This is a genomic window from Corynebacterium sp. LK26 (assembly GCF_014335085.1).
GTDB classification, from domain to species: Bacteria; Actinomycetota; Actinomycetes; order Mycobacteriales; family Mycobacteriaceae; genus Corynebacterium; species Corynebacterium jeikeium_D.
On record NZ_PDHB01000001.1, the window covers coordinates 113,220 to 126,784 of the forward strand.

The 13,565-nt window shown below is 59.3% G+C and carries 11 protein-coding genes and 1 tRNA gene; 7 read left to right on the forward strand and 5 right to left on the reverse strand.

Going from position 1 to position 13,565, the window contains the following annotated elements; translation table 11 throughout:
- Window positions 1-24 precede the first annotated feature (24 nt).
- The 3 genes from CRD13_RS00480 to CRD13_RS00490 all read left to right on the forward strand — a co-directional run bounded on the left by CRD13_RS00480 (window position 25) and on the right by CRD13_RS00490 (window position 3,333).
- Window positions 25-960, forward strand: coding sequence for an aldo/keto reductase (locus tag CRD13_RS00480; RefSeq protein WP_016422785.1), 936 nt, complete (start codon window positions 25-27; stop codon window positions 958-960).
- Between the two features lie 108 nt (window positions 961-1,068).
- Window positions 1,069-2,232 carry a hypothetical protein gene (locus tag CRD13_RS00485; protein ID WP_187401166.1) on the forward strand — a complete coding sequence of 388 codons (1,164 nt, stop codon included), beginning with the start codon at window positions 1,069-1,071 and terminating at the stop codon, window positions 2,230-2,232.
- The gene (locus CRD13_RS00490) at window positions 2,233-3,333 is read left to right on the forward strand and encodes a quinone-dependent dihydroorotate dehydrogenase (RefSeq protein WP_016422783.1); all 1,101 of its coding nucleotides are present in this window, start codon (window positions 2,233-2,235) and stop codon (window positions 3,331-3,333) included.
- A 138-nt stretch (window positions 3,334-3,471) separates the two neighbouring features.
- On the opposite strand, the gene CRD13_RS00495 is transcribed toward CRD13_RS00490, so the two are convergent.
- Window positions 3,472-4,044, reverse strand: a complete 573-nt coding sequence (locus CRD13_RS00495; protein WP_187401167.1) for a YbhB/YbcL family Raf kinase inhibitor-like protein — start codon at window positions 4,042-4,044, stop codon at window positions 3,472-3,474.
- Window positions 4,045-4,270: 226 nt separating this feature from the next.
- Between CRD13_RS00495 and CRD13_RS00500 the strand changes: the two genes are divergently transcribed.
- Window positions 4,271-4,356: transfer RNA gene (locus CRD13_RS00500), tRNA-Leu, on the forward strand.
- Between the two features lie 77 nt (window positions 4,357-4,433).
- Here CRD13_RS00500 and cls read toward each other — a convergent pair.
- Complete coding sequence (cls, locus tag CRD13_RS00505) at window positions 4,434-5,927, reverse strand: cardiolipin synthase (protein WP_070547124.1); 1,494 nt, start codon at window positions 5,925-5,927, stop codon at window positions 4,434-4,436.
- Window positions 5,928-6,113: 186 nt separating this feature from the next.
- Between cls and CRD13_RS00510 the strand changes: the two genes are divergently transcribed.
- On the forward strand, window positions 6,114-6,446 hold the full coding sequence (locus CRD13_RS00510; protein ID WP_070643490.1) for a metalloregulator ArsR/SmtB family transcription factor: 333 nt from the start codon (window positions 6,114-6,116) through the stop codon (window positions 6,444-6,446).
- Window positions 6,447-6,506: 60 nt separating this feature from the next.
- Here the strand turns inward: CRD13_RS00510 and meaB are convergent, their stop codons facing one another.
- The 3 genes from meaB to CRD13_RS00525 form a co-directional block, all read right to left on the reverse strand.
- Entirely contained in the window at window positions 6,507-7,619 is a 1,113-nt protein-coding gene (gene meaB, locus CRD13_RS00515; protein ID WP_048734122.1) for a methylmalonyl Co-A mutase-associated GTPase MeaB, read from the reverse strand.
- 66 nt (window positions 7,620-7,685) lie between these two features.
- Window positions 7,686-9,905: a methylmalonyl-CoA mutase gene (scpA, locus tag CRD13_RS00520; protein WP_005510731.1), complete on the reverse strand. Its 2,220-nt coding sequence runs from the start codon at window positions 9,903-9,905 to the stop codon at window positions 7,686-7,688.
- Between the two features lie 8 nt (window positions 9,906-9,913).
- Window positions 9,914-11,806: a methylmalonyl-CoA mutase family protein gene (locus CRD13_RS00525; protein ID WP_048734125.1), complete on the reverse strand. Its 1,893-nt coding sequence runs from the start codon at window positions 11,804-11,806 to the stop codon at window positions 9,914-9,916.
- Window positions 11,807-12,192: 386 nt separating this feature from the next.
- Here CRD13_RS00525 and CRD13_RS00530 point away from each other — a divergent pair, with 386 nt between their 5' ends.
- The gene (locus CRD13_RS00530; RefSeq protein ID WP_052317814.1) at window positions 12,193-12,864 is read left to right on the forward strand and encodes a TVP38/TMEM64 family protein; all 672 of its coding nucleotides are present in this window, start codon (window positions 12,193-12,195) and stop codon (window positions 12,862-12,864) included.
- Window positions 12,865-12,992: 128 nt separating this feature from the next.
- Complete coding sequence (locus tag CRD13_RS00535) at window positions 12,993-13,565, forward strand: hypothetical protein (RefSeq protein WP_049193497.1); 573 nt, start codon at window positions 12,993-12,995, stop codon at window positions 13,563-13,565.

The window sequence follows — 13,565 nt, forward strand, 5'->3', positions numbered from 1 at the left end:
CACGGGTGTCCTAAAGTAAAAATCGTGCAACAACGAATTCTGGGCAACAGCGGTTTACGCGTCTCCGCCTTGGGGCTGGGTACGGCCACCTGGGGTGCGGGTACCAGGCAAGACGAAGCCGGACGCATCCTGACGGACTTCCTCGACGCCGGAGGCAACCTTGTCGACGCTTCCCCACTCCACGGCGGCGACACTGTTGCCGACATGCTGGGTGCAGTCATCGCAAAGCGCGGTGTCGCCGACGAATTGGTGCTCTCGGTCGCATCTGGCATACACCCCGAGCGGCCCGTCGGCAGGCGCGTGGACTGCTCGCGTAAGACACTGCAAAAGGACCTCGACGATACGCTCGCACGCCTCGGCGTCGAACACATTGATCTGTGGTCGCCCGGCTACTGGGATGGGCTGACCCCACCGGAAGAGGTCGCCGATACCCTGGAATGGGCTGTGCTCACGGGGAAAGTACGTTACGCCGGAGTGCGTGGATACAGCGGTTGGCAGGCGGCGGTGACGCATGCCGCCGCGGATCGAATCGCTCCGGTGTTCGCACAGCATGAGTACTCGCTGCTCCAGCGAAGCCCTGAGGCTGAACTACTGCCCGCCTGTGAGCATTTGGGGCTCGGCTTTATCGGTGGCGCCCCACTGGCCCAAGGCGTTTTGACCGCCAAATACCAGCACATCATTCCCGAGGACTCCCGCGCTGCTTCCGAACACGCCGACGCAGAGGTACAGGACTATCTCGACACGCGCGGCGTCACGGTTGCAGGCGCGCTGACCACCGCAGCCAAGGGGCTCGGCGTCAGTGCTGCCGTCGCAGCGATTTCCTGGGCACGCGATCGGCCGGGCGTCACCTCGATCCTCGTTGGCGCTCGAGACCGCGCTCAGCTACGCGAAAACCTCACCGCCGAACAACTCACGCTGCCACCGCAGATTTGCAACGCGCTTGACGACGTCACGCTGTAATCAGTAACCGCATTCTTATAAAGACTTATAAGGCACAACGAATGCGAGAGCCTCCCACGGCTGGAGGCGTCCACAAAGTAATCAGGCCGGGGTGGTAGTTTCTATAGCGTGAGTGAAAACAGTCGTCGACGTGTCATAACCTCCCTTCTAGCGGGGCTTTCCGCTAGCGCAGTGGTCCTGGCAGGGTGCTCCTCCGATGTGGAAGGAGACATCGATGCCGGAATGGGCAACGCCACGCCAGTGCCGGCCGCTTCACCCGCTGCTCCCGATACTGCTATCGGTAGAGCCAAGAAGATTGATGAGGACGTTACCGATGCCGTGTTGGTCGGCGACCGAGTTGTCCTGAAGGCCGGGGACAAGATCTTTGCCGGTCCGCTGAATAACCCAATTGAGCGATCAATGAAGCTGGACGCGAAGTGTGGTGAGCTCGCGCCGGGCGGCCCTAACGCTCTGCTGCCGTGTGAAGATGGCATCCACGTCATTACTGACCAGGCTACGGAAACGGCCGTTGTCGGCCGTGGCACCAACTACTCCGCCGCAGTTGGCCTGGAAGGCGGTCGCATCATCGGTGCCCATGCGGATAGCAATGTCGTCGATGTGTTCGGCGCTGATGGCGAGTTGGCCAGTGACTTCAAGGCTGCCAATAACGGTTCGCAGCTCGTTGAGATTCCCAAAGCGGACAATGACGCGGACGTCAAGCTGTTAGAGGTCAACCGTCCGGAGACTTCGGTGCATGAGCTCAAGCTCGATGAGTCTCGCGCTGGCTCTGCGCTGCGTGCGGGCATCGGCGTCGGCAAGGTAGCTTCCGGTGATCATGTCATTGCTGCCGCAGACACCAAGGGCAACCAGCTTCTTATTTACACTGCCACTGACGTCATTCGCCTCCACCAGGCAGCTCCGGCCCCGGAGGCTCCGTGGGCGGTAGCGGTCGATGAATCGCGCGGAATTGTCTGGGTGACTTCGACGAAGGTGAACAAGCTCACGGGCTACGACATCAGCTCGGGTACCCCAGTCAAGGTCGCGGACATCAACACGGTTGCAGATCCACAGTCGATTGTTGCCACCGAGGATGGCCAGATTGGCGTCTTCTCGGCTACCGGTGACGGGGCCCAGATTTTTGACTCCGCGGACGTCGATAAGGCAATTGCTGATTTCAAGCAGGATGCAGAGAAGATTCGTGAGGAGATGTCGGTTCGGGAACCAGCCGATAAACTACCGACCGGTGCAGGTGACACCAAGGGAGCAGACGACTCCGAGGGAGAGACTAAGTAGATGCCTTCGAAACTTCGCGCCAAGTCCTATCAACTCGCGCTAAAGGCAATGTTCCAGGTCCCACCGGAGCAGATTCACGAGGCCATCTCGAAGACCCTGAAGGGGCTGCAGAAGTCGGAGAGTCTACAGCGGGCGGTGAGCAAGTTACTCGTTGTTGACGATGCTGTGCTGCGTCAAACCGTGTTCGGTGTGGACTTCCCGCGTCCGCTGGGGCTCGCCGCGGGCTTCGACAAGGCTGCTATTGCCCCGGATTGCTGGGGGCCAATTGGTTTTGGCTACGCGGAACTGGGAACCGTGACTGCCAAGCCGCAGCCGGGCAATGATCGCCCGCGTCTGTTCCGTCTGAAGGAAGATCGCGCCATTTTGAACCGTATGGGTTTCAACAACCCCGGCGCCGCTGCTGTAGCGGAGAACTTGCGGGCGCGTCGCAGTGACGACGTGATTGGTATCAACATTGGTAAGACCAAGGTGACTCCGCTGGAAGAGGCCGTCGATGACTATCGAGAATCGGCTAGCCAGCTCGGCGGCTTGGCGGACTACGTTGTTGTTAACGTCTCCTCACCGAACACGCCGGGTCTGCGCGACCTTCAGGCGGTGGAGTCACTGCGCCCGATTCTGGCAGCGGTGACTGAGGAGACCGACTCGCCGGTGCTGGTCAAGATTGCTCCTGATCTCTCCGACGATGATGTCATCGCAGTTGCTGACCTGGCTGTTGACCTGGGGCTGGCAGGCATTGTGGCTACCAACACCACCATTTCTCGTGAGGGTCTGCGTACGCCCGCGGATGAGGTCGCGGAGATGGGGGCCGGTGGAGTCTCGGGTGCTCCTGTGGCAGCTCGGTCACTAGAGGTGCTGAAGCTGCTGCACGAGCGCGTCGGAGACAAACTAGTTCTCATCAGCGTCGGCGGCATTGAAACTGCTGAGCAGGCGTGGGAGCGGATTGCCAACGGCGCATCCCTACTGCAGGGCTACACACCGTTGATTTATGGCGGTCCAGACTGGATTCGTGACATTCACCAAGGGTTGGCTCGCCAGATTCGAGCTCAGGGATTCTACTCCATTTCGGAGGCAGTCGGCTGTGGTCTGCCGTGGCGTGGTTAATTGCTGAAAGCCGTTGAGGCTTCCTAACCCAATAAACACGTGACCCCGGGGCCAGCGGCCATGAAGGCGCTGGCCCCGGGGTTTTCTGTATGAGTAGCGTGCCCGGTCGGTTGAGTTGCCCGTGTGGGCGTCGTATCCCTACTCCCCGACGTTCTCCCACCACGGCGTGATGATGGCACGCGCAATCGAGTGGAGGTACAGATTGAAGCCAAGCACGGTCGGCGTCGCATCTTCCGGAACTTCAAGCTTCTCCACGTCGACCGCGTGCACCGCATACATGTAACGGTGTGGGGCATGCTGCGCCGGTGGGTTAGCTCCGTAGTGACCACGCATGCCCGAGTCGCCGACAAGCTGGATAGCGCCTTCTGGCAGCTTAGAGCCGTCTTCGGAGCCAGCTCCCTGTGGCAGACCCTTTTCGGTCGCTGGAATGTTGAAGACAGCCCAGTGCCAGAAGCCCGAAGCGGTCGGAGCATCCGGATCGAAGCAGGTCACGGCAATGGACTTAGTGCCCTCCGGCAGATTTGCCCAATCCAGTTGTGGGGAAACATTCGACGGAGCGCGGAATTCATCTGCAATCTTCACGCCGTCCTTGATATCTGGCGAGGACAGCTCGAAGGTTGGCAAATCCTTCAGCGGTGCGTACGGATCTGGGCCCGGGAAAACCGGAGCATTTGCAGTGTCGTTTGCGGTGTCGTTGGAATTCGTAGTCATAACTACCAGTGTGCCTACTTTATGAGCGCGCTGCAGGGACTTTACAAGACTCCCTATCTGCAGGGCCTGATTCTCAGTGCGAATCCAAGGCGGATGCGGGGCTAACACCGCTGATGTAATTACACCCAGGTTTGGCGCGCTAATGCCCCTCTGACCTGCCAATTTGTGTTTCATTATGTAGTCGGGATACAGTATCACAGGTCAGCACGGAAGTGCTTCCTACCCGGTCCGGGTGGCGGAATGGCAGACGCGCTAGCTTGAGGTGCTAGTGCCCTATTAACGGGCGTGGGGGTTCAAGTCCCCCTCCGGACACAAGATAAATCCCGAGAAACTGCAATTAGTGCAGCTCTCGGGATTTTTGCTTTGTCTGTCGGACCAATGGGACTGCCCTATTGCAGCGCCGAGGTCAAGCGGAAAACAGAGTCCAGGTAGCGCTGACGAAGGGGCCGGTCATTCCATTCCTCCTGGGTGAGCAGGAAAGATTTGTCGCGGTACTCGTCGGCAAGCATGATCAGTTTGTCCACGATGGAACCGGCGGCGGAAAGAAGCGTGATCTCGTAGTTGAGGCCGAACGAGCGCATATCCAGATTGGAGGAGCCGAACATGGCCATGCGGTCGTCGATAACCATGAACTTGGAGTGCAGGACCGCAGGCGCCGGATAGCGGTAGATCTTCACGCCAGCGGTTAGCAGTGCCTGGTAGTAGGACTGCTGCGCGTGGCCGACCATGAACTGATCGGACTCTTCGTTGACGTAGAGCTGGACGTCGATGCCTCCATATGCGGCAGAGGTCAGCGCCATGAGCATGGATTCGTCGGGGACGAAGTACGGGCTGACGGCGATAATCCGCTCGTGTGCCTGGTAGATCATGTTATTGAAGACGCGCAGGTTCGGCTCCGTGCTGAAGCCCGGACCCGACGGCAGCACCTGGACAACGTTGTAGTTGTCGTTGACTTCGGTGTTGTGGAGTGAATAGTCCCTGGTGGCGTCTGGGGTCTTGTATAGCTCGCTGGTCCAATCAACCGCGAAAATTGCGTCGAAGGCCAGCGCAATATCGCCCTCGAGCTCAATCCACGTGTCCACCCAGCGACGGCCGATCTTATGGTTCTTTTTCTTCTGATATTCGGGCTCAATCAAATTCTGCGAGCCCATGAATACAATGTCGCCGTCAACAACTACGAGCTTGCGGTGATTACGCAGATCCAGGCGGCGCCAGGTGAGCTTCAGCAAGCTCACGGGCAGCATCGGGTGCCAGGAGATTTTAGCCTGGTCCAGGCGCTTTTTCAGCTTGTAGTAGCCGGGGTACTTCCACGAACCAATTGGATCGACCAGTACCTTGACCTCTAGTCCCCTGTCGTGCGCGCGTTCAAGAGCCTGTATGAAAGGCTCCGTGCTGGAATCCAGTGCAAAGATGTAGGACTGCACGTGGATTGATTTCTGGGCCGCATCGATGGTCTCAATCATGCGGTCAATGGAGGCGTCGAATTCGGTGAAAAGTCCCTTTTCCGCGCTGGCAATTGCCGGCATTCCCGTGAGCTGGCGCGAGAGCTTGAATACGTTGACAACGTCATCTTCTATCTCGGCATCGTCCGGTACGTCGGGCAGATGCTCGGTACGTTCCGCAATGAGCTCCTGTGCCAGTGCCTGTACCTCATGCCGACGGCCCGTAATCTGCTGCGAGCCCAGGAAGAGGAACAGAGGTAGGCCGATAAATGGAATCAGCAGAATCAGCAGCAGCCACGCCGTCGAAGCCGATGGGCTTCGGTTTTCCGGCACCCATCCAATCGCGATGAACTTAATCGTGTAGTCGAGTGCGAAAAATAGTACTTGCCACCACGTTAAGTCCTCCACCAGCCACGGGAAGGTACCCATCAACCAATCCATGCAGATGATATTACTGAAGGAATTTTCAGTACCTTTGGTCGCGGCCCCTTAGGTGCACTCTCCCCTTTTCGTGACAGCCTATTGTGACATCTGAAATTGAATACTGGTATCAATACGTAGTAAGGTTCAACTCATTGAACATCGCAAGCGTTTGGCATGTCGACTTCGAAAGGACTACCCCTCCAAATGACTGAGAAGGCTCCTACGAGCACCGAGCTCGACGTTGCCACTAACGTACTGAAGTTGATGGCCGACAAGACGCGTCTCTCGATCCTGTCGCTCCTCCGTGACGGGGAGATGACCGTCACCGCCATCGCTAGCGCGCTCGATCGCCCCGTCCCCGCGATTTCTCAGCACCTGGCGAAGTTGCGCATGGCCAATATGGTGCAGACCCGCAAGGAGGGCACGTCTAGCTTCTACTCTCAGCCCGACGAGCACCTTACCAACCTCGTGGTCAACGCTCTCCACTTCGCCGAACACACGCTCTACAGCGATCCGCCCCATCACCGCGGTCAGTAGGCGCACACGGATACGCCCGCTTTACTCGCTTTACGACGAAAACCCCGCGCCTTTCTGAACCTAGTTGGCGAGCCCGGCGTTCGATGCCCTTCCCTGGTCAAATGCCTCCATGATGCGCTGGGCGGCGAGCGTCGGTGTGAGCAGCCCCGAGCGGAGTTGTTTTTCCACCAGGGTGCTCTCTGTCTGCACAGCCTCGTTGGTGTTGAGCCGCTGCAAGAGCGTCTCGTGAACCATGGACCACATCCACTTAATCTGCTGGTTAGCGCGGTTTTCATCAAAGAGATGATTCTCGTGCATAGCCTCGACATGGTCTTCGATGGCCTGCCAGAACTTGTCGATGCCGTCGTCCTCCAATGCCGACATAGTCAGTACCGGTGGCGTCCAGACTTGGTCTGAGGAACGAACCATCTTCATGGCCGTCATCAGATCACGCGCAGCGCGCTTTGCCGGGCGCAAGTTCTTACCATCCGCCTTGTTGATAGAAATCACGTCGGCCATCTCCAGCACACCCTTCTTGATGCCCTGGAGCTGGTCACCAGCGCCGGCGAGTGCCAGAAACGCAAACGTATCCACCATCTGGGCCACCGCGACCTCGGACTGACCGACGCCGACAGTTTCGACGATGACAATGTCGTAGCCTGCGGCCTCGAGCACCACCATGGCCTCACGCGTTGCCTTGGCGACACCACCGAGTGTGCCCGCAGAGGGCGACGGACGAATGAAGGCTTCATCCGCGGCCGAGAGTCGGGACATACGGGTCTTGTCGCCCAGAATCGAACCACCGGACTTCGTCGACGACGGGTCGATGGCCAGCACTGCAACGCGGTGGCCCTCCTCGATCAGCTTCAGTCCGAGGGTTTCAATCGTGGTTGATTTACCGACGCCGGGGACGCCGGTAAGGCCGACACGCATGGCCTTGCCGGAAAATGGCAGCAACTTCACCAGTAGTTCCTGAGCCAGCACCTTATGCGCCGGAGCAGTCGACTCCAGCAGCGTGATTGCCCGGGCCAACTTAGTGCGGTTTCCAGCCCGCACGCCCTCAAAGAGGTCGTCGACATCGATCCGTCGTCGCGCACGGCGGACGACTTCGGGGGCTACAGCGGTCTTTCCCTCAACGACCGTGCCAGCGGTAGTGACGAGGGTGCCCAGGTTTTCTTCAAGATACTCGTTCATCGCTACTTCTCAATTCCGACAACGCGCTGAGCTGAACAGTCAGCCCAGCGCGGATGCGGTAGTTATTTAGGACTCTTCGTCAACGGCAAGGTCGAGGCCCAGCTCGTTAGAGAGCTTGGTCATCATGTCGATTGCCGAATCAGCGATGACAGTGCCCGGCGGGTAAATAGCCGCGGCGCCGGCATCGTAGAGTTCCTGGAAGTCGCCCGGTGGGATAACACCACCGACAACAATCATGATGTCCTCACGACCCAGTTTTGCCAGCTCATCGCGCAGGGCAGGAACGAGCGTCAGGTGTCCGGCGGCCAGCGAAGAAACACCGACGACGTGGACATCCGAGTCGACTGCCGACTTGGCGGCCTCCTCCGGAGTTTGGAACAGCGGTCCCACGTCAACGTCCATGCCGAGGTCCGCGTAGGCGGACGCGATGACCTTCTGGCCACGGTCGTGACCATCCTGGCCCATCTTGGCCAGGAAGATACGGGGACGGCGACCTTCCTGCTCTTCGAACTTATCGGCCATGGCGATGGCCTTGGAGACGTTGGACACGGCTCCCTCCTTGCCAACTTCGTCCTTGTAGACGCCGGAGAGAGTACGGATCTCGGCCTGATGGCGGCCAAAGACCTCTTCCATGGCGTCGGAGATTTCACCGATGGAGGCCATGGCGCGAGCACAGTCGACAGCGAGCTTCAACAGGTTCTTGTCCAGGTCCCCCGGTTCACCCGGGTTACGGCAAGCGTCGGTCAGAGCGGCCAGTGCCTTCTGAACCTCTTCCTCGTCGCGCTCGGCGCGCAGGCGAGCCAGCTTGTCAATCTGCTCTTGGCGTACGCGGGAGTTCTCAACCTTGAGAACCTCGATGGCCTCGTCCTCTTCGACCTGGTACTTATTCACGCCGATGAGAGCCTGACGACCCGAGTCAATACGGGCCTGCGTACGAGCTGCGGCCTCTTCAATACGCAGCTTCGGAATGCCTTCGATGGTGGCCTGTGCCATACCGCCGGCCTCTTCGACCTCGTCGATGTGCTGGCGTGCACGCTTGACCAGCTCATTAGTCAGCCACTCGATGTAGTAGGAACCAGCCCACGGATCAACCGGACGCGTGGTGTTGGACTCCTGCTGAAGCAGCAGCTGAGTGTTACGAGCAATACGGGCTGAGAAGTCAGTCGGCAGTGCCAGGGCCTCGTCCAGTGCGTTGGTGTGCAGCGACTGGGTGTGGCCCTGTGTTGCGGCCATAGCCTCAACAGCAGTACGCGCGACGTTGTTGTAGACATCCTGAGCGGTCAGCGACCAACCGGAGGTCTGCGAGTGAGTACGCAGGGACTGCGACTTCGGGTTCTTCGGGCCAAACTTGCCAACTAGCTCAGACCAGAGGATACGGCCTGCACGCAGCTTGGCGATCTCGGTGAAGGTGTTCATCGAGATGCCCCAGAAGAAGGACAGACGCGGAGCGAACTTATCAACTTCAAGGCCAGCGTCAATACCGGCCCGCAGGTACTCGATGCCGTCGGCAAGCGTGTAAGCGAGCTCAAGGTCGGCCGTCGCGCCGGCTTCCTGAATGTGGTAGCCGGAAATCGAAATCGAGTTGAACTTCGGCATCTTTGCCGAGGTGTACTCGAAGATTGAGGAGATGATTCGCATCGAAGGCTTCGGCGGGTAGATGTACGTGTTACGAACCATGAACTCCTTGAGAATGTCGTTCTGGATCGTACCGCGCAGCTGCTCGGTCGAAACGCCCTGCTCTTCAGCGGTGACAATGTAGAAGGCCAGAATCGGCAGCACAGCGCCGTTCATGGTCATAGACACCGAGACGCCGCCCAGGTCAATGCCCTGGAAGAGCTCACGCATGTCGTAAATCGAGTCAATTGCCACGCCGGCCATACCGACGTCGCCAGACACACGCGGGTTGTCCGAGTCGTAGCCACGGTGGGTAGCCAGGTCGAAAGCGACCGAAAGGCCCTTCTGGCCGGCCGCGAGGTTGCGGCGGTAGAAGGCATTGGACTCAGCTGCGGTGGAGAAGCCAGCGTACTGGCGAATAGTCCACGGTTGGTTGGTGTACATGGTCGGGTACGGCCCGCGCATGAATGGGGCGATACCCGGGAAAGAATCTACCGGGTGGCCCTCGGCAGCAGCGGCGTCGCGGTCAGCGCGATCGTAGACGCGCTTGACATCGATGCCCTCTGGAATGGTCCACACTTCACCAGCTTCCGCGGCAGCTGCCTTGTTGGTGGCAGCGGCTGCGTCGTCGGTGTTGCGGGAGATGTCAGCGAAATTTGGGATGGTGGTCATTACTTCCTTCACGCTCCCAGTTCGTTCAGCAGTCGGGACAGCTCCGCGACAGCATCGATGGTCATGTTCAGGTATCCGTCGGGGCGAGCGTCCTCAGCGGCATTGGCGAAGCTCTTCTCGGAGCCGGCCACCAAGACCTCCTTAGCGCCGGCGGCGCGGGCGGCCTTGACAGCGTCCTGGCCCGAGGCCTCGTACTCGCTGTCGGCTGCGCACAGCACGACAATCGGAGAGGCCTTCACTGCCTCTTCGAAACCTGCCTCGCCCGGCACAACCTGGCCGGGGTTGGCGACGGCGATACCGCCGGAAGCCAGCAGGTTGGAGGTAAAACCAGTGCGGATGTTGTGCTTGGCCAGCGGACCCAGCGGCAGCATGGCAATCAGCGGACGGTTGCCCTTTTCAGCCAGGAAGTCATCGGAGCGGTTGCGCAGCGCCTCGAAGTCGCTGGCCCAACGGCGAATCGGGTCGCCCTCCGGGCGGGCCTCAGGAGCCAGTGGGGCCTCAGCCAGGTTCGGGAACTCGTTGATGGCGGTGACCTTGGTGCGGCGGTGTGCGATGTCGGCGCGGCGCTTTTCCCAGGTAGCGTCCAGGGCGGCGCGAATATCGGCCTCCGCGGAGGCGAAACCGCCGCCGGCCTCAGTGCCGGTAAAGATCTCCCATGCCTTGTCGGCCATTTCTTCGGTCAGGTCTTCGACGAAGTAGGAGCCACCTGCTGGGTCGGCGACGTAACCAAGGTGAGACTCTTCCAGCAGCAACAGATTGGTGTTGCGAGCGATGCGAGCCTTGAAAGTCTTGGAGACGTTCGGCATGCCGCCGACAACTGCGTAATCAAACGGCAGAACCTCAACTGAGGAGGCACCGCCGACACCTGCGGCGAAGGAGGCGACAGTCACACGCAGCATGTTGACCCACGGATCGCGCTGGCTGAACATGACCGGGGCTGTCACGGCGTGCATCGGAGCGCGGCCAGCTTCAGGGGCGCCGATAACCTCAGCAACGCGGGCCCAGAGAACGCGAGCGGCGCGGAACTTCGCAATGGTGTCGAACTGGTCGTCGGTAGCGGCAAAGCGGAAAGCGATCTGGCCGAGGGCTTCTTCAGCGCTCAAGCCCGCGTCGGTCAGCGCACGCAAGTAGGCGACACCAACGGCGAGACTGTAGCCAATCTCCTGGATGTTGTTTGCACCCAGGTTGGAGAAAACAACGCCGTCGACAAGCAGGGCACGGACGTCGCCCGGCTGCTTAGCCGCCTTGACGGCCAGCTGCGTGGCCTCGTCGAGAGAAATATCGTCAATACCGGCAAAAGCGGAGGTCAGCGGAGCCGCGGAAAGCTCGACTGCGACGGCGTCCGGATTAGTCGGGTTTGCCTGCTCGATGTAGGACGTCAGTGCTTCCGCAACCTGCGCAGTCTTCTTACCGGCATGCACGGCAATCGGAGCAAGGTCGACGTAGACGTTGTTGAGCAGAGCCGGCACATCAGCGGCTTCGAGGGAGCCGGTGAAGTCCAGGCGGATGTCCGTGGTGCCGTTTTCCAGGGCAGTCAGCAGAGTCTCGTTGACGGCCTTTGGGTCAAGTGCATCCTCACCTGGGTACTGGCGACCGAAGGTTTCCCGAACGCCCCAACCGTTGGTGTTGTCCGAAGTGACCTTTGCGCCACGGACGAATGGGAACTGGCCCGGAGCTGGGCTTTCCGCGAGCTCGTCCGCGCGGGTGTAGAGCGGGCGAACATCGACACCGTCATAGGTGGTCTGAATCAGTCGTTTCCAAATATCGAGCGGTACATCTGCAACGTCTTGCTTGTGCACCCGCGCGAATACCTTGGCCACGCCCTGATACCAGGAATTCTGCAATTCCTCGAAGTTTGGTGGCAGCGTGGAAGGTGATTCGGGGGTCGTTCGGTCAGTCACGACAGACCTTCTCCCTTACATGTTCTAAGCAACGCCCCTATCAATCCACGGCCGAGGAAATTCGGCTGCGACAATTTCCGAATTCTCCGCGACGGAAAGGGATCTAAAGGCGTTGGCTTCCTCCAATAGTCAATAAGAGCCACTAGTCAGACGCTAAGACTCACCCGAGTGTCCATGCACTGAACTTTTCAGCTATTTGTGCAATACCCTTACGTTCGGTTTTGTGCTGACGGGCACGTCAAGTGCTCGAGCTAAGGCATAGTGACCTTGATTCCCATCCTAGTGAAATAATGGGCAAACGCCTTTAGCCGCTGACTAGCCCTCCTCGCAGAGCCTCCAATGCGCAGGTCACACGCTTCCCCGCAATCCCCGGTAACCTCAAATGGGTGAACGTATCCGATGTGCGAATTACCCCTACACTCAAAAAGGTTCTACTGGTGCTAGCCGTAGGTGTGGGGGTCGTCGTCACGCTGTACGTCGATGTTCCCACGGTCGCTACCATCCGGCAGTGGTCCATCGATGCCGGTGACTGGTTCCCGCTCCTCTACTTCCTCGCATACGTTGCACTGACTCAGTTCCCAATCCCCCGCACCGTATTCACTTTGGCTTCCGGAATCCTCTTCGGGCCAGTGCTCGGTTTCCTGCTGGCAATTACTGCGACGACGGTTTCTGCCCTTCTCTCCCTATGCATTGTGCGGTTTTTGGGACGCGATTGGTTTCGCACGCACCTGACCAACCGCCGTCTTCTCAGTCTCGACCATCGGTTGGAGCAACGCGGCTGGCTCACAGTGCTCAGCTTGCGCATGATTGCTGGCGTGCCATTTTCGTTTCTCAACTACGCCTGTGGGCTGTCGTCGATACGCATCGTGCCGTATATCATCGCCACTGCCCTAGGTTCGGCGCCGAACACACTCGCCGTCGTTCTGCTTGGCGACGCGCTGTTGGTCGGCTTCGACGTGCGCTTTGCGGTGGCCACGGGAATTCTGCTCGTGCTTGGTTTGCTGGGACTTCTTGCGGACGCCAAGTTCCCTGTCGTAACCGGTTCTTCGAAACGTTAAAACACCGCTTGGCGCTCTTGAGCTAGGCGTGAGTTTTTCGGCGAGCTGGTGTTGGTTGCCTGTGAGTTTGCGGAGCGAAGGAACGTGTCTTAGCCCAACTGTCAAGGGGTGGGGCTAGACTAGAGCGTATGTACTCAGTCTTTGCCAGGTATCGCGGTCGATCTACTCGCAGGGCAGATCACGTTCAGGCCTCTGCGCAGGCACTTTCCGGCCTGGAAGGCGTAGGAACTGTTGAGGTTGCAGGTATCGAAGAGCTTCGCGCAGCTCCTGAAAATGCTGTGGGAGTCACCACGCTTGTGCTGGCGCTATTGGCCGCAGGTGACTGGGCGATAGGTATCGGTGTTTGTCCTCAGGACGACATTGAGCAAGCGCATCTGGCATCGAGCTCAGTCGTCGGTAAGGGAGGCAGAGCCGGTACGGTAAAAACCCGCATTCGGACTAACGATCCGCGTGGTAAGGACTACTCGGAGGATATTGGTGCAGCATTCACATTGCTGCACCACGTTATCTCTCGCAGGTCCCCCGAAGGGCGCGAGGCAACTGGTTTGGTTCGCGCTGGTTATTCACAGGTAGAGGCCGCGGAAGAATTGGGAGTTTCTAAGCAGGCCGTCAATCAACGCCTCGCAGCAGCTGGCTGGCAGGCGGAGCTGGCCGGATGGAACCTGGCCGTCCACCTGCTCCAGCGAGCTGATGAGTTATAA

What these genes read in the sequence shown, in the direction of transcription:
- CRD13_RS00490 (WP_016422783.1), top strand. Translation starts at nt 2,233, where the DNA reads ATGCCTTCGAAACTTCGCGCCAAGTCCTATCAACTCGCGCTAAAGGCA.
- CRD13_RS00495 (WP_187401167.1), bottom strand. Translation starts at nt 4,044, where the DNA reads ATGACTACGAATTCCAACGACACCGCAAACGACACTGCAAATGCTCCG.
- cls (WP_070547124.1), bottom strand. Translation starts at nt 5,927, where the DNA reads ATGGATTGGTTGATGGGTACCTTCCCGTGGCTGGTGGAGGACTTAACG.
- CRD13_RS00510 (WP_070643490.1), top strand. Translation starts at nt 6,114, where the DNA reads ATGACTGAGAAGGCTCCTACGAGCACCGAGCTCGACGTTGCCACTAAC.
- meaB (WP_048734122.1), bottom strand. Translation starts at nt 7,619, where the DNA reads ATGAACGAGTATCTTGAAGAAAACCTGGGCACCCTCGTCACTACCGCT.
- scpA (WP_005510731.1), bottom strand. Translation starts at nt 9,905, where the DNA reads ATGACCACCATCCCAAATTTCGCTGACATCTCCCGCAACACCGACGAC.
- CRD13_RS00535 (WP_049193497.1), top strand. Translation starts at nt 12,993, where the DNA reads ATGTACTCAGTCTTTGCCAGGTATCGCGGTCGATCTACTCGCAGGGCA.